Source organism: Micromonospora saelicesensis (assembly GCF_900091575.1).
GTDB classification, from domain to species: domain Bacteria; phylum Actinomycetota; class Actinomycetes; order Mycobacteriales; family Micromonosporaceae; genus Micromonospora; species Micromonospora saelicesensis.
In genome coordinates, this window is the sequence record NZ_FMCR01000001.1 from 747,886 (window position 1) to 769,480 (window position 21,595).

Below are 21,595 nucleotides of genomic sequence, written 5' to 3' on the forward strand. Positions count from 1 at the left end.
ACCGCCCGCCGGCACGGCGGAAGGCGACGGCACATGATCGGGTACGACGTGCGGATGCTGGAGGGCGGGCAGCCGTCCTTCGGTGACCAGGTGTTCGAGCGGCTGCTACGGGAGCGGATCGTCTTCCTCGGCACCGAGGTGACGGAGGAGTCGGCCAACCAGATCTGCGCGCAGATCCTGCTGCTCGCCGCCGAGGACGACGACCGGGACATCTACCTCTACATCAACTCGCCGGGCGGTTCGGTGAGCGCGGGAATGGCTGTCTACGACACGATGCGCTACGTCCGCAACGACGTGGCGACGCTGGCGCTCGGGTTCGCCGGCTCGATGGGGCAGTTCCTGCTCTGCGCGGGTACGGCCGGCAAGCGGTACGCGCTGCCGCACTCGCGGATCATGATGCACCAGCCGTCCGGCGGGATGGGCGGAACCGCCGCCGACATCACCATCCAGGCGGAGAACATGCTGCACGTGAAGCGGACGATGCAGGAGCTGATCGCCCAGCACAGTGGACGTACCCTCGACGAGATCCAGCGGGACTGGGACCGGGACCGGTGGTTCACCGCCGAGCAGGCCCGGGAGTACGGCCTCATCGACCAGGTGGTCACCCGAGCCGAACAGCTGCCAACGCTCTGATCAACGTCTGGTGGCTGCGGTACCGCCAGACCACCCCACCCATTAGCCTCCGTAGATGTCTTGGCGGGCGCAGAAGGAGTGGGAATGACGGACGGCTACGAAGGCAGCTGCTGCGGCGGCGACACGACCACCTCCGCCGTGAGTCGCCGCACGATGTTGCGCGCGGCGGTGCTGGGTGCGGGCGCCATCAGCACCGGCGGCCTGCTGGTTCCCGAGGCCGCACAGGCCGCGCCGGCGATCTACAACCCGTTCAGCGCCTACCCGATCACCGACACCTGGGAGGGTCACCTCCGCCGCGGGTCGCTCGGCGGCATCGACTTCGGGATGGGGGTGGGCACGGCGTTGCCGGCCTGCGGCGCTGGCACCATCCAGAACATCCCCAACAACGGCACGGGCGGGCACACCGTCACGCTCCAGCACGCGGACGGGTACCGCAGCCAGTACCTGCACCTGTCGCAGTTCCTGCTCGGCAACGGTGCCAGCGTGGGCGCGGGCACGATCGTGGGCCGCTCCGGCGGCGCGGCCGGCGCACCCGGCTCGGGCAGCTCGACGGGCCCGCACCTGCACTGGCACATGATCGACCCGTCCGGCACCCGGATCAACCCGCTGGTCTTCATCCAGCAGAACCCGGCCGACCAGGCCCGTCAGGTGTTCGAGGCAGCCAGCAACGCCGGCTGGCGTGCCCTGCCGGTCTCCGGCAGCGCGGGCGCGGTGACCGGCACGGCAACGACCGCGGTCACCCTCGGATCCACGAAGATCCTCTACACCCTCAACGGCGGCCGGATCCACGAGGCCGCCAGCAACGCAGGCTGGACCAACCTGTGGACCGGCATCCACGGCGCACAGGGCACCGCACTGGCCGCGTTCAACCTCGACGGGGTGAAGCTGGTCTACAACGTCGTCGACGGGTACGTGCACGAGGCCGCCAGCAACAACGGCTGGCGGAACCTCAACACCGGCATCGGCGGGGCAAGCTCGTCGTCGATCTCGGTGATCGCGCTGAACGGCGTCAAGTACGTCTACAGCATCGTCGGCGGCTACGTACACGAGGCGCACAGCGCCAACGCCTGGCGGAACCTGAACACGGGCATCCCGGCCTCGGCGGTGGCGGCGATCACAGTGGGCAGCACGAAGATCGTCTACACAGTGAACGGCGGCCGGGTCTACGAGGCCGCCAGCAACGCCGGCTGGGCCAACCTGTGGACCGGCATCCACGGCGCACAGGGCACCTCGCTGGCCGCGCTCAACGTCAACGGGGTGAAGCACATCTACAACGTCGTCGACGGGTGGGTGCACGAGGCCGCCAGCAACAACAGTTGGCGCAACCTCAACAGCGGGGTCCGCGGCACGCGGGCAGCGGCACTCGGCCTGGATGGCGTCAAGCTCATCTACGCCGTCTGACCGGCTCGCTGCTTCGTGAGGTGCCCCCGGCAGGATTCGAACCTGCGACACACGGTTTAGGAAACCGATGCTCTATCCCCTGAGCTACGGGGGCGCGAGGGCCCAGTCTAGCGACCCGGGCGTCCAGCAGGGGTGGCAGGGAGTGGCCGACGTTCACCCCGTCACCCGGACCCACGTCTGCCCAGTTCATGAGCACGGCTTGAGCACACCCCCCCGGTTCGCGACCGGCCCGGACGGTACGTTGGCCAGCCAGGCGTACGACGCGGCGGGCTGCGCACAGGTGCCTGTCCACGCGAGCGCGACGTCCGAACGGGTCGTCGGCGCCCGATATTTTTCAGGTCTGCGGTAAGAAAGTCGGCGCGCGACGACAAGTACTGGTGTGAGACCACCACCTGGAGGAATGGTGCCGGACGCCGACACAACCGCCGCGGACCACCAACGCCTTACCGATCTGTTTCGACGACACGGCAATGCCATCTACGCCTACGCCAGTGATCGACTGAGCGGGGACGACGCCCAAGATCTCGTGGCTGAGGTCTTCGTCGTGGCCTGGCGGCGACTGGAAACCATCCGAGTGGGCGAGGAGCGCCCGTGGCTGTTCGGCGTCGCGCGGCGCCTCCTACTGCAGCAGCACAGGCACCGTGCAGACCAGTCGGCACTGCAGAATCGCCTGAATTCGACTGTCGAGCACGACCCCGGTCCTGGCGGTGGCCCCCTGTGGGAGGGGCGGACCGAGGTCGTGGCGGCCCTGGCGAAGCTGCCTGAAGCCGACCGGGAGGCGCTGCTCCTGCGGTACTGGTACGACCTCAGCGGCGGGGAGTCGGCAAAGGTGCTGGGGTGCACAGCTGCAACGTTCGCGGTGCGGCTGCATCGCGCGCGTCGTCGGTTCAAGAAACTATATGAGGCCCACTCGGTCGATACGCACTTGGTGCCGGACTCCAGCCTGACGGCGTACATGAGGGGATTGCAGTGAAGCGGCAGGGTAGCGAGACCGAAGAGCTGATCACTCGTGCGCGGCCGGTTGCCCGGGTCGACTTCACGACGAGCCCACAGGGAGAGAGAATGCTCGCCCGGGTCCTGGAAGTGCCTCGGCAGCCGGAGAAGCGCTCGCGGAAGCGAATCTCGATTATCGCGGCGATGGTTGCTGCTGGAGCGATCTTCGCAGGTGGCGCAACCGCAGCGGTTGGTGGCTTCCACGCGCCGGTCGCACCGCCGGAAGCACAGCCAGCCAATGGTGACGCGTTCGTCTGCGGGACGGCGGGCATGCGTCGAATGGGTGAGACCGTAGCTCGGGATGGCGAAACTCCTGTCGACGCCTGCCGGCGGTCCTGGGAACGGATCTTCAGCGACGAGGCGCCCGCTCACCTGTACGCCTGCGTCCAGCGCGTCGACCCGAGCCCTTCACCGGGTGGCACTGAGTCCCCGGCTCCGTCGTGGGGCAAGCTCGTCTACGTTCTCGACGGTCAACAGTTCAAGAACGCGCCTGAAACCTGCGGTTCCGTGAAGATGCTTGTCGCCCCGACTGGTAACTGAGATACCGCTGGCCTTCCCGGTGAACATGCCGGGAAGGCCAGCGGAACTTCGCTGTCAGGGATGCCCTACCGGGGGATGATCACGGGTAGTTCGGCTTCCAGGGCGAGGGGACCGAGCCGCAGACGTGAACTCCGTCGATCTTGTCGTTCGGGGTTCCGGAGACGCCATCCTCCCTCGTGTCCAAGGCGAGGTTCGACCGATACTGCTTCGATCCGACGGTCACCATCCTGCTCCAGTTACCCGAACCGTTGTAGTTGTAGAAGTACGAGGTGGTGCCGGAGGACTGCTGGTTCGTGATGGACGAGATCCGGTCGTTCCAGTAGCCGCCGCCAGAGTAGGCGTAGTTACCCAGGTTCCATTCGCGACCGCAGACGGAGAAGACCAGTTCCTCACCGCCGTACTGCCGGTCCGTGTAGACGCAGACGTAGTAGATGTTGCAGGAGGCCAGCGGGACGATCGGCGAGTCAGCCTGCCTGGCACCGTCCTTGACCGGGCTGCGGAACCGCATGGTGAGACCGGGGGCCATTTCGACGGTGGTCTGGTCGATCTGGCGCGCACCAGGCGTACGTGAGATGACATCGTCGATGCCCTGCTGCAGCTGGGCCTTGGTGGGTGCGACCTTGGCGTTGTTCCAGTCGTAGGCGCCCACGTTCACCTTGTCGGCAGGCGTCGGTGAGCTCCCTGCGCTCGGTGCCGCCGAGGCGGCAATGGGCGACGCGAGGAGTGCGGCAGTCGTCAACAGAGCGGTCAGCCCCGTCCGGAACATAGAAATGCGCACAGTGGAGTCCTTTCACCAAGCATTGTGTGCCAGCATGAGGAATCGCTTCTCGGTTGTCACCTCTTAGAGACGACCCGAGGCCTTGCGACCGATTGATCGCAGCATGAATCATCACCTGTTGATACGACAGCAGGCGTGGCAGTGTTCTTCTCAGTGACGTTCCGTTGAAACCTCCCCCGTTTCACGGCTGCGCAGGCAAGATGGCCAGAAAAGCGGGCAACAATCTCGCGTTGACAATTTCTACCACAGGCGAGTGGACTCCGGTTGCCCGTTGATTGCCCGCTGCCACCGCGATCGGAGCAACCCTATGCAACAAATGTCCGATTGAAAGGTGACGATCCGTACTGGCCCCGGCAGAAGAACCTGCTGGCCGACGTTCTGCCTCGTGGACGGTGAGTGACTAGCGACAGCAGTGCGATTCGCAAAATCTGGATCGCACCCGATGCGCGGCACCCACCGACCTCCTGCGGCGGCCTCGGCGGCACTCGCCGGCTTGGCCAATCCTCGCCGCCAATAGCGCCCGCACTGCCACGATCGCTGATCTCGTCCTCGTCCTCGTCCGCGGCGCCGGCCTTCACCTTGCCTGACGGGCTTCTCGCAGCGCCCGCCTCACGGACAGCGACAAGAACATTCACCGGGAGGAATGGGGCGGAATCCTCCCCGCGTGTCCTGCAATCGATGCCCGGAACAGGCCGGCAGCAGATCTCGAAGACGGACGTCGAATGCACGATTGCCAGTTCCATTGACGGCGGTTTTTGCCTATTTTCAGGCTTTTGGCAGGTAATGATCTCTGCGGGTCCCGCCCTGGCCGCGATCGGGATAGCGTCGGCCGACCAAGTCGCGGAACGGGGGCGCCCCGCAATTGTGGGTCGTGCGCTGCATTTCCACGGCACAGATGCACCTCAGTCGTTGAAAGGAAAGCATCTTGTCGCATCGCAGAAGTCTGTCCGAAAGAATGTTGGACGTACTACTGGTCATCGGAGTGGCCGTCACCCTGATCGCCACCGGCGGGTCGGCACCCGCGCTGGCCTACACCGAAGCGGTTCAGGGCACTGGCAACTCCGCTCCGTGGTTCGACTTCGACAAGAATCCATCAAGCGCGCTGAACAGCACGCTTACGGCGTACGTCAGCGTGGGTGGCGTGCGTTATCGCATCAGTCAGCGTGCCGGCAGCGGTAACGGAAGCACCAACGAATGCCTGTCCAACCAGGGGTGGCTGCCCAACGGCTACTACTGGGCAGACGGAAGGGACAGCACCCGCTTCGAGCACATCAACAAGACCTGGGGCAACGAGGTCGTCCGCGGCTGGGTCTGGAACCTCGGATCGAAGAAGTGCTCGGGTTCAACCACCCGCACGGAACTGTTCATCCACTCGCAAGGAACGTCCGGATGGACGAATTCCAACTACGCGTCGAACGGGTGCATCAAGATTAACCAGACCGACCGCACCCATCTGCACAACCGGTTCAACGCCGCATACGACAAGTCCAACGGCTTCCTCCAAGTAGTCAGCTGAGAGATCGGACCTCTGACATGGACAACTCGAATCGTCGTAACCGTGCACTGCTGTCGGTAGCCGCACTCATCGCGGCCACGATTGGCACCTCCATCATCCTTCAACCAGCGGCCCACAGCGAACAGCCCAGTTTGATCCGCGATCAGGTACTTCGCCACGAGCAGTTGGTGGCGGACTGCATGAAGGTGCGGGGCTTCGAATACGAGGTGACCGTTCCGGGCGACCTCCTGGTCGAGGAGGCGCGCGCCGCAGCGGAGGCCGACGGCCGCGACATCAGGGCCGCAGTGGAGCAGGCATCCGCCGCGCGTGGCACGTCGCCCAGTCCGAACGAGCTGTTGGTGGCCGGGCTGGAGCCCCGGCAGCAGCAGGCCTGGGGAGATGCTCTCTGGGGCACGGACGACACCGCCGGTTGCATGGACAGCACCCTTCAAGCCGCCGCCCGGGTCGACGTGGAGGCCGGGCTCCGACGCGCGGAGGCCATCCTCGCCCAGGCGAAGTCCGACCCCACGGTTCAGTCAGCCGAGAGGACGTACGTCGCCTGCATGACGACCCAGGGTTACGCCGTCACATCTGTCGATGGCATCCACGAGTACGTGGGCAGGCGCGCCGAGGTGCTCAGCGAAGAGGCCGGGCAGAAGCTGGAGGACAAGGCGTACGCCCGACACGACGCCTGTGTGCGGCCGTACAACCAGACGTTCAATGCCACCCATCTCCGGCTTCTCGGTGGTAAGTGACGCTGTCGGGACAGCCCGGCTGACCAGGTGATCACACGATCGGCTGACAGCGGCATCGTCCGGTGACGGTCTCGTAAGCGGGGTGGTTGGGCCGGTGGTCGGTCCAACCACCCCGCCGCCGCGCACGGTGTTGGTTGAAGACGATCGTCGACCTGCTACGAGTTGGCGGGCCGGGCGGCACGGCGACGCTCGGTGAGCCGTCGCGCCTTCACCGCGTTGCCGCAGTCGGCCATGCGACACCAACGGCGGGATCCGTTGCGGCTCTGATCGAGGAACAGCCAGCCACAGCCGCCTTCGAGCACCGGGCAGCGGCGTACCCGGGTCAGGTCGGCCGTCAGCATGACGTCGAGGGCGGACTCGGCGATCCGGTCCGGCACCAGCATGGCCGGCACCGTGCCGTAGACCAGCCGTACCTGCGACGAGTCGAGCACGAATCTCGCTCGGACGGCCGCGCCGGACCAGCGCTGATGTAGAGCGACCAGCGCGGCCCCGGCCGCGATGGGGTCACCCGCCGTTCCACCGTCCGCGTCGGTGGTCGCCGCGAGCAGCACGAGATACAGCCCTTCACGGATGTCCCGCACGGCGGCCAGTCCCGCGTGGGCCGCCGCAGGCTCGTCGCGCCACGCTCGGCCCACCTGGTCGACCTCCGCGTCGCTGACCACGCCCACCCGAACCGACCAGCGCAGCAGAGCGGAGCTGTCGGTCAGGAAGTCGTGCGGCGACCCGCCCCCTCGCTCCAGCGTGTTGACCAGATCGAGTGCCGGGTGGCCGCCGACCAACGGTAGCTGACACACGTCGGTTGGCATACCGGGGATGCTACCACCGAAGCCGCCTAAGGCGGTTAGTCCCTACGCCCACATCTCCGCGTGGGTCGCCCAGCATCTCAACCCAGCGTGCGGATGTGGGTTCGCGGCGCGAAAACAGCGAGGGATGCGCACCTGCCTATGCTACCGTCAAAATCCAGTTAGCCGGGATCACGGTGCCTCATCCGTGACAGCTGATCGCTCCACCTCGTCAGGATCTGGGAGGTAGCCAATGGTGCACGAACGACGCGCGGTCTATGCCCTCGCCGCGTTGTCCGCCGCCACTTTCTGTTACGTCACCACCGAAGTGCTTCCGATCGGGTTGCTCACGCTGATCGCGCCGGACCTGGGACGCTCCAGGTCCGAGGCTGGTCTGCTGGTGACTGGGTACGCCGTGGTGGTCATGATTGTGGCGCTCCCGCTGACCCGGGTCACTCGGCGTGTGCCCCGGCGCCCGCTGCTCGCCGGCGCCCTCGGTGTGTTCGCCGCGGCGACGACGGTGTCGGCCTTCGCAACCTCCTACGAGGTGTTGCTCGCCGCGCGGCTGGTGTCCGCCACCACCAACGGTGTCTTCTGGGCGGTGGTGTTCCCGGTGGCGATCTCGATGTTTCCCGCGAACATCCGCGGCCGCATCGTGGCGCGACTGTCGATCGGTAACGCGCTCGGCCCGGTTCTCGGCGTGCCGCTGAGCACCTGGTTGGGCGGGCAGGCCGGATGGCGAGCGGCCTTCGTCGCGATGGCCGTCTTCGGCTTCGTCACCTGCATCGCGGTCGCCCTGCTCCTGCCGAGCGTCACACCGCAACAACAGAGTGCCGGCGACATCGGGCCGATGCCGGACCGGCCCCGCTTCGTCGTGCTCCTTTTCGCCACCATCCTCGCGGTCACCGGCGCCATGGGCGCGTTCACCTACATGACCGTCTTCCTCCTCGACGTCAGCGGGTTCGCCGCAGCGTCTCTCGGCCTGCTGCTCTTCGTTCAAGGCTCCTTCGGCGTGGCTGGCACCTGGGCGGTCGGCCGGGTCCTGGACCGCTTTCCGCTCGGTGTCGTGCTGGTGCTACTCGGGCTCCTCACCGCCGCGATGCTCGGCCTCTACGGAGTTGGCGCGAGCAAGGCGTTGACGATCCCGTTGCTCGCCGTGGCGGGGATGTCGTTCAGTTCGCTGATCGCGGGAATCCAGCACCGCGTCATGCAGGTGGCCCCGTCGACAACCGACATGGCGTCGGCCAGCCTCAGCGTCGCGTTCAACTTCGGCCTCGCGGCCGGCTCGTTGATCGGCGCGGGTCTGCTGGCGACGGCCGGGGTACGCGTCATCCCATTGTTCGGTGGCCTGCTGACGGCCGTGGCGATCGCGTTGCTCGCCGGCCACGAGATGTCCCGCAGGAGAGGGAGGAACCACACGCCCGACCACAGCAGTTGGTCGGTGCGACCGACCCCCAGCCGCGATGCCGAGAAGCCACCGGCCACCAGCGTGCGGACATAGATGGCGCGGACCTGGGGTGGCAAGAAGCGGCCCGGCGCGGAGAGTGGTCCTCCGCGCCGGGCCGCCGCATCGGCTGAAATCAGCTGGTCACACAGTCGGCCAACACGCCCGGACCGGTGCCGGTGCCCTGGAAGCCGAAGGTGGTCGACTGCCGGCCGAGGACCCGTCCGTTGTAGCTCACGTTGGCGAACCCTACGGTTCCGCTGGTGCCGCTGACCTGCGCGTTCCAGGCGCTGGTGACCGCGCCGCCGGGCAGCGCGACGGTCACGGTCCAGCCGTTGATGTCCGACTTGCCGGCGGTGACCGTCACGCTCGCGGTGAAACCGCCAGCCCACTGGTTGAGCGCGATCGACGCGTAGCAGCCGTCACCGGCCGGCGGAGTGGTGTTCGGCGGAGGGGTGGTCGGCGGCGTGGTCGGCGGCGTGGTCGTCGGTGGGGTCGTGGTCGGTGGAGTGGTCGTCGGCGGCGGCGTCGTCGGCGGGGTGGTGGTGGGCGGGTTGGGCACACCGTTGGCCAGGCTGAAAGCCAGGTCGGGCTGGAACGAACCGGCCGTGAAGCGGCAGCCGTCCGCCTCCCCCGGCGGCTTCACCCACAGGTACGCGTCGATGTTGGCATCGCCGGTGTTTGTCGTCGGGTACTGCCCGATGCGCCGGTCGGTGTTGTCGTCGCCGCACCAGTCCCCGCTGGCGCCCCCGTTGCGGCTGGTGTCGATGACCTGGCGCTTGCCCGAGATCCCCATGCCGTTGAGGGAGGAGATGACCGCCCGACCGAAGTTCGCCTCGCTGGAGGTCGAGTTGTAGTTCGACACGTTGGTGAAGAAGCCGTCGGCGTACTGCACGCCGGCCGCCCGGAGCCGGTTTGCCGTCTCACCCGCGCTGTTCCAGGTGGAGTGGCCGCCGTCGAGGTACACCTTGGCGTTGGGGTTGCCCGACTTGATGGTCCGGGTGGCCGTCGAGATCGCCTGGTTGCGCGCGTTGATCTCGGCGGTGCTCAGGCACGTCAGCAGAGCGAGCGAGTCGGTTTCCAGGATGATGATGACGGTCTGGTTGCCCAGTCCCCTGGCGAAGTTGGACACCCACGTCTGGTACTGGTTGAGGTCCGGCGCCCCACCGGCGCTGGCCCCGCCGCAGTCCCGGTTGGTGATCTCGTAGACGGCCAGGACCGGGATCTGCTGCGCCGCGTTGGCGGCGCCGATGAACCCGGAGACCTCGGACTGCACGGTCGAGGGGTTGAAGTTGGCGAACCAGCGCGCCTGCGGCTGACTCGCGATCTTGTCGCGGATGACGGCCGTACGCGAGTCGCCAGGGTTGGCGGCGACCCAGCGGACGACGGCCGAACTCGGGTCACGGTAGAGCGACCCGGACAGCGTGCCGGCGGAGGCGCTGCTGACGGCGAGGCAGACGCCGACGGCGGTGGCGCCCGCGACGGCCGCCACGCTGATTGCCGCCGATCTGCGGCGGAGCGAGGAGAGGATAGCCACGACGTGTTGCCTCCAGATCACATAGATGTATCCAAGTTCATGGGAGCGTTCCCAAGGACGTTAGCGGAGGCGTGCACCGCTGCCAAGGTATGAACACTCGTCGATGAGCCGGATGCCCGTGTTTGGGGGTCCGTGTCTGGGTGTCACAACTGGTAGGCAGTCAGGAGCCGTAGATGCTGACCTTCAGCTTTTCTCGAATGACTGCCGCCTGCACCTCGTCACGTCCGTCATAGACATCCAAGGCTTGATGCCACACCTTCCACGCGGCGGCCAGGTCACCCGCGGCCTCGTAGGTGTCGCCGAGGCGGGCCAACGCGCTGGCCTGGAGAGTGGTTTCGCCGACCTCCGCGGACAGGTTGACCGCACGCCGCCCACAGGAGAGCGCCTGGGCGTGATCGCCTCGTTGGTGGTGAACATGCGCCAGGCTGTCCCACACGTACGCCTCACCGTGGAGGTCGCCCAGGCGTTGCATGAGAGCAACGGCGCGTCCGCAGTAGTCAAGCGCGCGGGTGTGGTCGCCCAGCAGGCTGTGATACCACCCGACAGCGTTGAGTGCGCTGGCCTCGCCAGATTCGGGGCCCGCATGCCGATGGAGGTGCAGCATTTGTTCGGCGTGTGCCAGCGCGTCACGGTAGCTTCCCTGGCGCTCGGCCAACCAGGACAAATTGCTGTGGACCTGCGCCTGTCCGGTCCGGTCCCTGATCTCGACGTACAGCTTCAAGGCAGACCCGTGGTGCTGGCGGGCACGTTCGTAGTGCCCCAGGCGGGTGTGGGCGTTGGCGAGGCCGCGATGGCAGCGGGCCTCGGCCCTGCGGTCCTTCAGCCGCTGTGCAGCGACGAGACCCGTGGCCTCGACCGCGGCCCACTCGTGCCACCACCCGCATCGGTTGAGGAAGGTGGTCAGCGTCCAGCCAAGTTGCCATGCGTGCGAGTCGAACCCGTTCGAGGCTGCCATGTCGACGGCCGTGACGAGTGCCCGCCGTTCGTGCGTGTACCAGGCGAACGCCGCGTCGCTGCCGTTGAGGATCTCCGTGGTCACGCCGGGCTGCGGCGCCGCGAGGTCGATCGAGTCACGCCGGTGCGGATAGATCAGGCGATCGGCCACATGGGCGGTGTGCAGGTAGTGGTCGAGCATCCGATGCCGCGCGGCGCGCAGATCGCGCTCGGTCTCGTGAACATCGACGAGTTCGCGCGCGTACGCGCGCAGAAGATCGTGGAGCGCGTACCGGTCGGTCGAACGTCGCTCGACCATGTGGACGGCTACGAGGTCGGCCAGCAGTCGGCTGGTCTGGTCCAGCGGCAGGCCGGCCAGGCTGGCACAGGTCGACACGGCCATCTCCAGGCCGTGATGCAGGCCGAGCAGGCGAAACAGTCGGGCGTGTTCGGGGCTGAGAGCCCGGTAGGAACCGGAGAGAACTGTCCGGAGGTCCGACCGCGGATCGTCTCCGGCAAGGACGTCCAGATCTCCGCCGCTCCCGAGGCGACTGGCGAGGACCTCGATCGAGAGCTGGGCGTCGGTGGCGGCACGCGCCGCGACGATGGCCAGCGCCAAGGGTAGACCTGCGCACCGGCGGATGATCTGGTCGACGGCTCCCGCGTCCCGCACGACCCGGGCGACGCCCAGTCGGCGGGTGAGCAACTCGTGCGCTTCCACCTCGGTCAGCATGCCGAGCGCGACGGGTTGAGCCCCTTCGTTCACGACGAGTCCGGTGAGCCGGTTTCGGCTGGTGACCACGACCAGACAGGACGGGTTGCCCGGGAGCAGCGGGCGCACCTGTGCCGCATCGCGGGCGTTGTCCAGTACGACCAGCACCCGCCGGTCGGCCAGGACGCTGCGGTAGAGACCCACCTGGGCGTTGAGCCCGGGAGGTATCCGGTCCGGCGGAACGTGCAACGCTTCCAGGAAGTCCCGCAGGACGTCGGTGGGCTTGAGGGCCGTCGTTCCGTCCGGGCCGAACCCGTCCAGGTTCACGAAGAGCTGCCCGTCCGGGAAGCGGTCGCGGACCCGATGTGCCCAACGGACGGCCAGCGCGGTCTTGCCGACACCGGCATGGCCCACGATGGACAGGACCGTCGGGTGCGGCTGGTCAGTGGGATCGGTGGCCAGGGCCGCATCCAACTCGGCCAGACTGGCGGAACGGCCGACGAACAGGGCCCCTTGCATAGGAAGTTGAGCCGGGCGAACAGGTGTCGCACCGGTGTCGGGCGCAAGGGTGACGCCCTCGGAACGCGCCGACGGGTCGAGGGCTCGGTCCTGCCGAAGAATCGCCTCGTACCTCTTACGCAGCTCGTCGCCCGGGTCGACGCCCAGTTCATCGGCGAGCGTGGCAGCGACGCGCTGGTACGCCTCGATCGCCTCGGCCTGCCGCCCTGACTGGTAGAGGCCGGTCATCAGCATGGCCGCGAGCCGCTCGCGCAGCGGATGTCTCGCCACCAGATCAGTCAGTTCGGCGACCACGGCGGCCCCGCCGCCGAAAGTCAGCTCGCACTCCAGACACTCTTCGAGGACCGCGATGCGCATCTCCTCCAACACGGCCGCCTCGCGCTCCAACACGATCCCGTTCAGATCCGCGAGCGCGGGACCCCGCCACATCGACACCGCCTGACGCAGCACGACGGCGGCCTTGCGCTTGTCATCGAGCGCTACGAGGCGTCGCCCCTCGGACACGGCGTCCTTGAATCGGGCGAGGTCCAGCTGACCCGCGTCGACCCGAAGCCGGTAGTTGGCGCGCTCACCATCCAGCAGATGCGCCGCACCGTAGCGATCAAGTGTGCGACGCAGCTGCCAGATTCCGCTGTGGATCTGGTTGCGAGCTGTCGCGGGCGGGTCCCCGCTCCAGGCGATGGCGATCAGGTCTGCGGCGGACACCAGCTGACCGTGGCGGAGGAGCAGACCGGCCAGCAGCCTTCTCTGCCGCTCGCCGCCCAGCTCAACGCGTCGGCCGCCAGCGCGAACCTCCAGGGGCCCGAGCACCATGAAGTCGATCGGCACCGCCACGATGACACCCCCGATGTGCAGATCGGCCCGTAGGGTAGTCATCTGGTTTCAGAGTGTCAAGATCGCGCTTTGCTGGTCGTCGTAAATCGTCTGAAGACCGCCCGGGAACGCGCCCCTCCCCGGGCTGCCCCGATCAAACCCGAGCCAGCCCCAGCGCCCGCACGTCGACCGCGACGTCCGGGCCGTAGGAGTCGGCGATGCGGCGCTCGAAAGCGTCGGCGTCGACCGTGTATTCCTGTGGGCCCTCGACCTCCAGCACGTGCGCCGCCAGTACGCAGCCCACCTGTGCCGCGCGCTCGATGGGCAGGTCGGCGGCGAGCGCGGCGAAGAAGCCGGCCCGGAAGCCGTCGCCCACGCCGGTCGGGTCGACGATGCGGCCCACCCGCGCCGCCGGGACCAGGAAGTCACCCTCCTGCCCGGTGACGCGTACCCCGTTGGCGCCCAGGGTCACGACCCGCACGCCCACGCGGCGCAGGATGTCGTCTTCGCTCAGCCCGGTCTTCGACTCCAGCAGCGCCGCCTCGTACTCGTTCGTCAACAGGTAGCGAGCGCCGTTGATCATCGCCTCGATGTCGGCCGACGGCATCCGGGCCAGCTGCTGTGACGGGTCGGCGGCGAAGGGCAGGCCCAGCCGGCGACAGGCCGCGGCGCGGGCGAGCATCGTGTCCGGGTTCTCCGCGGCGACGATGACGAGCCCGAGCCCGCCGGCCCGCGCGGCGACACCGTCGAGGCTGATCCGGTCCGGCTCACCCATCGCGCCGGGATAGAACGACGCGATCTGGCAGAGATCGGTGTCGGTGGTGCAGATGAACCGGGCGGTGTGTGCGATGGAGCTGACCTGCACCTCCGAGCAGTCGACCCCGTGCCGTTCCAGCCAGCTGCGGTAGTCGCCGAAGTCGCCGCCGACCGCGCCGAGCAGCACCGGCCGGTGCCCGAGTTGGGCGAGCCCGAAGGCGATGTTGGCCGCGACCCCGCCGCGCCGGACGACCAGGTCGTCGACGAGGAACGAGAGCGAGACGGTGTCGAGGCTGCCGGCGATGAGTTGCTCGGCGAACCGCCCCGGAAAACGCATCAGATGGTCGGTCGCGATCGAGCCGGATACGGCGATCATGCGGACGGGCCCTCTCAGTAGCGGTAGTGGTCGGGCTTGTAGGGCCCTTCGACCGGGACGCCGAGGTAGTTGGCTTGTTCCTTGGTCAGTTCGGTGAGGCGGACACCCAGCGCGGAGAGGTGGAGTCGGGCCACCTTCTCGTCCAGGTGCTTGGGGAGGGTGTGGACGCCGACCGGGTACTGGTCGGTGCTGGTGAACAGCTCGATCTGCGCGATGGTCTGGTTGGCGAAGCTGTTCGACATCACGAAGCTCGGATGCCCGGTGGCGTTGCCCAGGTTCAACAGCCGGCCCTCGGACAGCACGATGATCGAGTGGCCGTCCGCGAACCGCCACTCGTCCACCTGCGGCTTCACGGTGATCCGCTCGACGTCCCCGCGTTTCGCGAGACCGGCCATGTCGATCTCGTTGTCGAAGTGGCCGATGTTTCCCACGATCGCCTGGTGCTTCATCCGCGCCATGTGCTCATTGGTGATCACGCTGAAGCAGCCGGTGGCGGTCACGAAGATGTCCGCGGTCTCGACCACGTCGTCGATGGTCGCGACCTGGTAGCCGTCCATCGCCGCCTGGAGGGCGCAGATCGGATCCACCTCGGTCACGATGACCCGCGCACCCTGACCACGCAGACTCTCGGCGCAGCCCTTGCCGACGTCGCCGTAGCCGAACACCACGGCGACCTTCCCGCCGATCAGCACATCGGTGGCCCGGTTGATCCCGTCGATCAGCGAGTGCCGGCAGCCGTACTTGTTGTCGAACTTGCTCTTGGTCACCGAGTCGTTCACGTTGATCGCCGGGAACAGCAGGTTCCCTGCCTGCTGCATCTCGTACAGCCGGTGCACGCCGGTCGTGGTCTCCTCGGTCACCCCCTTGATCCCGGCGGCGACCCGCGTCCAGCGGCGGTTGTCCTCCCGCAACGACCGCGTCAACACACCGAGGATGACCTCGTACTCCTCCGAGTCGGCGCTCTCCGGCGACGGAACCGCTCCGATCGCCTCGAACTCGGCGCCCTTGTGCACCAGCAGCGTGGCGTCACCACCATCGTCGAGGATCATGTTCGGGCCCTGCCCGTCCGGCCAGAGCAACACCTGCTGGGTGCACCACCAGTACTCGTCGAGGGACTCGCCCTTCCAGGCGTAGACCGGGACACCCGCCGGGGCGTCCGGGGTGCCGGTCGGGCCGACCACGATCGCCGCCGCCGCGTGGTCCTGGGTGGAGAAGATGTTGCAGGACGCCCACCGGACCTGCGCGCCGAGCGCCACCAGCGTCTCGATCAACACGGCCGTCTGGATCGTCATGTGCAGCGAGCCGGTGATCCGCGCGCCCTTCAACGGCTGCCGTTCGGCGAACTCCCTCCGGATCGACATCAGACCCGGCATCTCATGCTCGGCCAGCTCGATCTCCTTACGCCCGAAGGCCGCCAACGACAGATCCGCCACCTTGAAATCGCTGAAGTTGCCAGTCATGCCCGCACCCTCCCCCACCCGCGTCGAGGACCGTTGGAGTCCCGTTCAACGGGCTCATGCTCCGCACACCGGGCCACGCCGGGCCCGGGTGCGGAGCAGGCGCCGTCAGGAGTTGCGGCTGGCCGGGTCGACCCGGGCGTACGTGAGCAGGTCGGCCATCGTGAACTGGCCCGAGAAGCGGGCGGGCAGGGTCGGACGCCAGTTGGGCTGCACCTTCAGGTAGCTGGCCGGGTCGAGCTGGGCGATGCCGATGAGCACCTCTGCCACGATTCGCCCACCTACCGCGCCCAACGAACCTCCGCCGGCCTGGAGCTGTGCCTCCTTGAGGATGTAGTAGAAGAGCGGGGTGTTCGAGTCCAGGCCGAGGCCGTACCCACTGAGCTCCGGGAAGTTGAAGCTGCCCAGTGCGGGCGCCCCGATGTGGGCGGCGATCCGCTGGCCCGACGGGATGCCGAAGGTGAGCTGACGGAGCAGGTCGCGTCCGAGCAGGTTGGCCGACGGCGAGCCGGACGGCGGCGGTGGCAGCGGGAAGCCGAACAGCGGCGTCGAGTTGCGGACGTCGACCCACTTGCTCCAGCGCACCTGGCCGTCGAAGAACTGGAACCAGAACTGGTAGTCGAGGTAACGACGGGCGGCCCGCTTCCCGCCGCGCAGGTCGGCCGGGTCGGCGCCGCTCAGCGCCGGGTCGAAGAGCATGGCGTAGAACTCGTCGCCACCGTTGCCGGTGCGGTTGACCAGGTAGGCCGGTCGCGGCTGGCTGTGGCCGAAGCGGAACGCCGCCGCGGTGAATTCGACCGGGATGAACGTCGCGTTCGGCTCCGGCCGGTAGAAGCGGCGGCCTCCGTTGAGCACTGTGAAGACAGTGCCCGGGCCGGCGATCAGCGGAAGGAACTCGTTGAGCACGATCCACTGGTAGTGCCAGGTGACGAGTTGCCGGGCGGCGGCGAAGACCTGTGCCGCCGGTGTGCCCTGTGCGCGCACCAGGTCGACCACCCGGTTGTGGAAGAGGATGAACGCGGCAGTGATCTGCGCGATCGGCAGGTTCTCGTCGTTGCGGACGTCGAAGACGATCGCCCTGCCACTGGAGTTGCGCGGCAGGTCTTCGAAGCGCCCGCCCGACTCGATCTTGAGTTTGGCGGGATCGGCGGAGTTGTACAGCTCCGGGTTCCCGGTCGGCCCGCCACCGTAGAGCGAGTCGAGGTCGAGGGCCGGCGTCCGGGGGTTCGGCACCGTGGTCGGGTCGACCGGCGTACCCAGCGGCGCCGTCGTCTCGAAGGCCAGGTCGTGGTCGACGAACTGCCCGAAGTACGTCATGCCCTGCGGGATCGAGAAGTTGTCGGGGTTGTTGATGCTGTGCTGCTGCTGGTCGGCGAGCGCCTCCGCGCCGACGTTGAGCGGGTCGCGGGCGTCCATCGGGCCGCCGACGCGCGACAGGTCGATCAGCGCGTTCCGCATCTGGGTCGTCGCGGACCCGAACGCCGGCAGCGACGGGAACATCCGGCCGAACCGGTTGGAGAACGCGGCCGCCGCGGGCGTCGCGTCGAGCAGGACTCCCCCGGTGCCGGCCACGAGCGCCCCCGCGCCGACTCCGGCCAATAATCGCCGTCGGCTGACACCTCGAGAAGCGTTGTCAATTGCCATGTCGGCCACCTTCCGTCCGCGGGCGCCCGCGTGGACGCACGGGCCGTAAACCCGCGAACCGGCAGCAGTGTGAACCCTTCGGTTAGTGGCGCCCTGGAGCTTCGGTGGTGTCCGGCTGGAGGCCGGTGAGCATGGTGTCGACCAGCGAGGTGTCGTGTTTCGCGGCGCGGAACAGCGGGTGGTCGAGCGTCGATCGGAGGAAGTCGCGGGTGGTGGCCACACCTGGCCCTTCGACGGCGCACTCGTCGAGGGCTCGGGCCATCCGGGCCAGGGCCTGGGTGCGGTCGGGCGCCCAGACGACCACCTTCGCGAGGAGGGAGTCGTAGTCGGCCGGAACCCGGTAGCCGGCGTACCCGTGCGTGTCGACCCGGACGAACGGGCCGGCGGGCAGGTCGAAGCGGGTCAGCTCACCCGGCGTCGGTACGAAGCCGCGCGCCGGATCCTCGACGTTGAGGCGACACTCGATCGCGGTGCCGCGCGGCGTCACGTCGGCCTGGGTCAGCGCGAGCCGTTCGCCGGCCGCGACGAGGATCTGTTGCCGCACCAGGTCGACGCCGGTCACCAGCTCGGAGACCGGGTGTTCGACCTGGAGCCGGCAGTTGACCTCCATCAGGTGGAAGTCGTCCCCACCCCCGACCAGGAACTCGAAGGTGCCCGCGCCCACGTAACCGACACCGAGCGCGCCGGTGACCGCGGCGGCGGTCATCCGGTCGACCATGTGTTGCGGCAACCCGGGCGCGGGCGACTCCTCGATCAGCTTCTGGTGACGCCGCTGCACCGAGCAGTCACGCTCGCCGAGGTGGATGCCGTTGCCGTAGCGGTCGGTGAGCACCTGCACCTCGACGTGGCGGGCCGACTCGAGGTAACGCTCGATGTAGACCCGGTTGTCGCCGAAGAGCAGCTGCGCCTCGGCCCGCGCGGCGGCGAACTCGCCCAGGAACGAGGCCGGGTCGCGGACCACCCGTACGCCCCGACCGCCGCCACCGGCGACCGCCTTGATGATCAGCGGAAAGCCGATCTCCTCGGCGACCGCGCGGGCATGGGCCGCCGACTCGACGGCGTCGGTCGTGCCGGGGAGTACGGGCAGGCCGAGGCCCGCCATGATGCCCCGCGTCCGGGCCTTGTCGCCCAGCGCTGCCATCACGGCGGGCGGCGGCCCGATGAACGTGATCCCGTCCGCCTCACAGATCTCGGCGAAGTCCGGGTCCTCGGAGAGGAATCCGTAGCCCGGGTGGATGGCGTCGGCCCCCGTGCGGCGGGCCGCCTCGATGATGGCCGGGGCGCTCAGGTAGCTGCGCCGGCTGGGACCCGGCCCGATCTGGACGGCTTCGTCGGCCAGCCGCACCACCGCCGAGTCCCGGTCGACGGTCGAGTAGACCGCCACGGTACGCAGCCCCATCTCCCGGCAGGTCCGGGCGATCCGGACCGCGATCTCGCCCCGGTTGGCGATCAGCACCGACTCGAACACTGGGTCAGCCCTCCGACACAGCTAAGGCGATCAACCGTTCGCCGTACTCGACCGGGGTCGCGTTGGGCACCAGCACCTTCACGACCTCGCCCGCGCGGTCGGCTTCGACCGGGATCATCATCTTCATCGCTTCGAGGATCGCGACCTGCTGGCCCGGCACGACCTGGTCGCCCTCACGGACGAACGGGTCAGCGCCGGGCGACGGCGCGAGGTAGAGCGTCGCGACCATCGGCGCGCACACGTAGTGCAGACCGGCGTCGGCCTCCACCGGCGGGACCGGCGGGACCGCCGCCATCCCGGGTGCGCCGTCCGGCCACTCCACCTCGACAACCAGGTCGCCGTGCTGGAGCCGGGCGCGGCGGACCGGACCTGGCGTCGACCCGATCAGCCGCGCGAGACTGCGGACCGCGGCATCCAGCGGGTCGGCGTTACCCTCCGGCATTCGTCAAACCTCCGATCTGTCGGAAGCGGGCCCGGCGATGGGCCCGCACCTCCTCGCGGTTGAGACCGGCCAACTCCGCGAACGCGTCGACAACCGCCCGGTGTACGGCCGACGCGGTCGCCCCGGGGTCGGCCGGTGCCCCGCCGGGTGGTTCGGGAACCACCCCGTCGACGATGCCGAGCGACAGCAGGTCGCCGGCCTGGAGCTTGAGCTGCGCGGCGGCCTCGTCGGCCCGACCGGAGTCGTTCCAGAGGATCGCGGCGCAGCCTTCCGGGCTGATCACCGAGTACGTCGCGTTGGCGAGCATCAACACCCGGTTGCCGACGCCGAGGGCGAGCGCGCCTCCGCTGCCGCCCTCGCCGGTCACGATGGCGACGACCGGGACCGTCAGCCCGGCCATCAGCCGGATGCTGTCGGCGATGGCGAGGGCCTGCCCGTTCTCCTCCGCCGAGATGCCGTGGTAGGCGCCGGGCGTGTCGATCAGCGTCACGATCGGCGTGCCGAGCTTCTCGGCCAGGCGCATCAGCCGGGCCGCCTTGCGATAGCCGGCCGGTGTCGCCATGCCGAAGTTGCGGCTGGCCACCTCGGCGACCGTGTGGCCCTTCTGGTGGCCGATCACCACCGTGGGCCGGCCGTCGATCAGACCGACGCCGCCGACGATCGCCGGGCAGTCACTCGCCAGCCGGTCGCCGTGCAGCTCCACGAAACCGTCCACGAAGTGGCCGATGTAGTCGAGTGTGGATGGTCGGCCGAGATCGCGGGACAGCGCCACGACCGCCCACGGGTCCGCCGACGGCGGGGGCGTGGTGGCCCGTACCGGGTAAGGATCCGGCGCGGACCGGTCGGCCCCCGCGAAGGCGAGCAGCCGGCCGATGGTCGACCGCAGGTTCGACCGGGGCACCAGGTCGTCGAGCATGCCGCGGGCGAAGAGGTACTCGGCGGTCTGGAAGCCGGCCGGCAGCGGCTGACGCAGCGTCTGCTGGATGACCCTCGGCCCGGCGAAGCCGAGGCGCGCCCCCGGCTCGGCGAGAATGACGTCGCAGAGCGTCGCGAACGATGCCGCGACGCCACCGTAGGTCGGGTCGCTGACCAGCGAGATCGTCAACACCCCGGCCTCGTCGAGGGCTCCGAGCGCCGCGCTCGTCTTGGCCATCTGCATGAGCGACAGCACGCCCTCCTGCATCCGGGCGCCGCCGGAGGCGCTGACGATCAGCAGTGGCGTACGGGTTTCGAGCGCCAACTCGGCGGCCCGGGTGATCCGCTCGCCGACGCCCGCGCCGAGGCTTCCGCCGAGGAAGCGGAAGTCCATGACGGCCGCGATCAACGGCTGCCCCTCGACAGTGCCCCGCACGCAGACCACTGCCTCGTCGAGCCCGGTGCGCCGGCGGGCCGCCTCGATCCGTTGCGGATAGGGCTTGGTGTCGACGAACCCGAGCGGATCACCGACGGCATCGACCGGTGGCAGCTCCTCGACCGAGTCGAGATCGAAGAGCTGCTCGATCCGCTGGTGTGCGGTGACCTGGTCGTGGTGGTCGCACTCCGGGCAGACGCCCAGGTTGCGCTCGACCCGGCGCTGGTAGAGCAGCGCCCGGCAGCCCGGGCAGATCAGCCAGCTCTTGCCGACGGGCGTGTTGACGGTGGCGGTCATGACTGCCCGCGTTCGGCCGCGGCCTTCTCCACGATCTCCCGGATGCGTGCCTGCTGCTCACATGTGGTCCGGTTGAGGTGGGCGGTCATGCCCTCGTCGTCGGCGTGCCCGCCCGGCCGCATCTCGAAGTCCTGCACCCACCGCATCCGCACGCCGCCGTCCGGGATCTCGGTGTATTCCCAGAACAGGTTCATGTACTTGAAGGCGCCCGTCTCCAGCCGCCGTGCCCGCACCACCCGGTCGCTGCGGTCGGGCACCCGCTCGGAGACCCAGCTCCAGACCCGGCCGGCCGGGTCGGGGTGCATGGTCAGGCGGAAGACGACGGCCCCGTCGGCGGACGTCGAGAGCACCTCGGTGCTGGCGTACTCGCTGAACAGGGAGGGCCAGTTGGGGATGTCGTTGGTCAGGTCCCAGACGAGGTCGAACGGTGCGTTGATGACGACCGCGTTGTCCGTGTGTCCGGCCATGG

Annotated in this window: 19 protein-coding genes and 1 tRNA gene; 8 read left to right on the top strand and 12 right to left on the bottom strand. The window is 68.4% G+C overall.

What is annotated here, in order from left to right:
• The first annotated feature begins 33 nt into the window (after window positions 1-33).
• Together GA0070561_RS03575 and GA0070561_RS03580 are read left to right on the top strand one after the other, a co-directional pair.
• Window positions 34-633: a ClpP family protease gene (locus GA0070561_RS03575; RefSeq protein WP_091394861.1), complete on the top strand. Its 600-nt coding sequence runs from the start codon at window positions 34-36 to the stop codon at window positions 631-633.
• Window positions 634-717: 84 nt separating this feature from the next.
• Complete coding sequence (locus GA0070561_RS03580; RefSeq protein WP_091394865.1) at window positions 718-2,034, top strand: M23 family metallopeptidase; 1,317 nt, start codon at window positions 718-720, stop codon at window positions 2,032-2,034.
• 21 nt (window positions 2,035-2,055) lie between these two features.
• Here the strand turns inward: GA0070561_RS03580 and GA0070561_RS03585 are convergent.
• Window positions 2,056-2,128: transfer RNA gene (locus GA0070561_RS03585), tRNA-Arg, on the bottom strand.
• Between the two features lie 309 nt (window positions 2,129-2,437).
• Here GA0070561_RS03585 and GA0070561_RS03595 point away from each other — a divergent pair.
• Window positions 2,438-3,007: an RNA polymerase sigma factor gene (locus GA0070561_RS03595; protein WP_167362330.1), complete on the top strand. Its 570-nt coding sequence runs from the start codon at window positions 2,438-2,440 to the stop codon at window positions 3,005-3,007.
• Window positions 3,004-3,567, top strand: a complete 564-nt coding sequence (locus GA0070561_RS32915; RefSeq protein WP_141710308.1) for a hypothetical protein — start codon at window positions 3,004-3,006, stop codon at window positions 3,565-3,567. Before GA0070561_RS03595 ends, GA0070561_RS32915 begins: the two co-directional genes overlap by 4 nt.
• A gap of 79 nt (window positions 3,568-3,646) precedes the next feature.
• On the opposite strand, the gene GA0070561_RS03600 is transcribed toward GA0070561_RS32915, so the two are convergent.
• Window positions 3,647-4,216, bottom strand: coding sequence for a hypothetical protein (locus tag GA0070561_RS03600; protein ID WP_141710309.1), 570 nt, complete (start codon window positions 4,214-4,216; stop codon window positions 3,647-3,649).
• A gap of 1,111 nt (window positions 4,217-5,327) precedes the next feature.
• Here GA0070561_RS03600 and GA0070561_RS03605 point away from each other — a divergent pair.
• Both GA0070561_RS03605 and GA0070561_RS03610 read left to right on the top strand, forming a co-directional pair.
• On the top strand, window positions 5,328-5,861 hold the full coding sequence (locus tag GA0070561_RS03605) for a hypothetical protein (RefSeq protein ID WP_244166043.1): 534 nt from the start codon (window positions 5,328-5,330) through the stop codon (window positions 5,859-5,861).
• A gap of 167 nt (window positions 5,862-6,028) precedes the next feature.
• Window positions 6,029-6,595, top strand: coding sequence for a hypothetical protein (locus tag GA0070561_RS03610; RefSeq protein WP_244166044.1), 567 nt, complete (start codon window positions 6,029-6,031; stop codon window positions 6,593-6,595).
• A 155-nt stretch (window positions 6,596-6,750) separates the two neighbouring features.
• Here the strand turns inward: GA0070561_RS03610 and GA0070561_RS03615 are convergent, their stop codons facing one another.
• On the bottom strand, window positions 6,751-7,401 hold the full coding sequence (locus GA0070561_RS03615) for a CGNR zinc finger domain-containing protein (protein ID WP_091394885.1): 651 nt from the start codon (window positions 7,399-7,401) through the stop codon (window positions 6,751-6,753).
• A 229-nt stretch (window positions 7,402-7,630) separates the two neighbouring features.
• On the opposite strand from GA0070561_RS03615, the gene GA0070561_RS03620 reads away from it, so the two are divergent.
• Window positions 7,631-8,878, top strand: a complete 1,248-nt coding sequence (locus GA0070561_RS03620; RefSeq protein WP_091394888.1) for an MFS transporter — start codon at window positions 7,631-7,633, stop codon at window positions 8,876-8,878.
• Between the two features lie 79 nt (window positions 8,879-8,957).
• On the opposite strand, the gene GA0070561_RS03625 is transcribed toward GA0070561_RS03620, so the two are convergent.
• Window positions 8,958-10,358: a glycoside hydrolase family 6 protein gene (locus GA0070561_RS03625; RefSeq protein WP_091394891.1), complete on the bottom strand. Its 1,401-nt coding sequence runs from the start codon at window positions 10,356-10,358 to the stop codon at window positions 8,958-8,960.
• A 160-nt stretch (window positions 10,359-10,518) separates the two neighbouring features.
• Window positions 10,519-13,227 carry an AfsR/SARP family transcriptional regulator gene (locus GA0070561_RS03630; protein WP_167362331.1) on the bottom strand — a complete coding sequence of 903 codons (2,709 nt, stop codon included), beginning with the start codon at window positions 13,225-13,227 and terminating at the stop codon, window positions 10,519-10,521.
• Window positions 13,228-13,236: 9 nt separating this feature from the next.
• Here GA0070561_RS03630 and GA0070561_RS33455 point away from each other — a divergent pair, with 9 nt between their 5' ends.
• A complete protein-coding gene (locus tag GA0070561_RS33455; protein ID WP_167362332.1) occupies window positions 13,237-13,389 on the top strand; it encodes a hypothetical protein in 153 nt (50 codons plus the stop codon).
• Between the two features lie 100 nt (window positions 13,390-13,489).
• Here the strand turns inward: GA0070561_RS33455 and GA0070561_RS03635 are convergent, their stop codons facing one another.
• From GA0070561_RS03635 to GA0070561_RS03665, 7 genes are all read right to left on the bottom strand, one after another.
• Complete coding sequence (locus tag GA0070561_RS03635; RefSeq protein WP_091394896.1) at window positions 13,490-14,467, bottom strand: carbohydrate kinase family protein; 978 nt, start codon at window positions 14,465-14,467, stop codon at window positions 13,490-13,492.
• Between the two features lie 14 nt (window positions 14,468-14,481).
• On the bottom strand, window positions 14,482-15,927 hold the full coding sequence (gene ahcY / locus GA0070561_RS03640; protein ID WP_091394899.1) for an adenosylhomocysteinase: 1,446 nt from the start codon (window positions 15,925-15,927) through the stop codon (window positions 14,482-14,484).
• Between the two features lie 105 nt (window positions 15,928-16,032).
• Window positions 16,033-17,496, bottom strand: a complete 1,464-nt coding sequence (locus GA0070561_RS03645) for a peroxidase family protein (protein WP_167362333.1) — start codon at window positions 17,494-17,496, stop codon at window positions 16,033-16,035.
• Window positions 17,497-17,650: 154 nt separating this feature from the next.
• Entirely contained in the window at window positions 17,651-19,036 is a 1,386-nt protein-coding gene (locus GA0070561_RS03650) for an acetyl-CoA carboxylase biotin carboxylase subunit (protein WP_091394905.1), read from the bottom strand.
• 4 nt (window positions 19,037-19,040) lie between these two features.
• Window positions 19,041-19,478, bottom strand: a complete 438-nt coding sequence (locus tag GA0070561_RS03655; protein WP_091394908.1) for an acetyl-CoA carboxylase biotin carboxyl carrier protein — start codon at window positions 19,476-19,478, stop codon at window positions 19,041-19,043.
• Window positions 19,465-21,126, bottom strand: a complete 1,662-nt coding sequence (locus GA0070561_RS03660; RefSeq protein ID WP_091394910.1) for an acetyl-CoA carboxylase carboxyltransferase subunit alpha — start codon at window positions 21,124-21,126, stop codon at window positions 19,465-19,467. The genes GA0070561_RS03655 and GA0070561_RS03660 overlap by 14 nt, the downstream gene beginning before the upstream one ends.
• Window positions 21,123-21,593: an SRPBCC family protein gene (locus GA0070561_RS03665; RefSeq protein ID WP_091394913.1), complete on the bottom strand. Its 471-nt coding sequence runs from the start codon at window positions 21,591-21,593 to the stop codon at window positions 21,123-21,125. The genes GA0070561_RS03660 and GA0070561_RS03665 overlap by 4 nt, the downstream gene beginning before the upstream one ends.
• Between the last annotated feature and the right edge of the window lie 2 nt (window positions 21,594-21,595).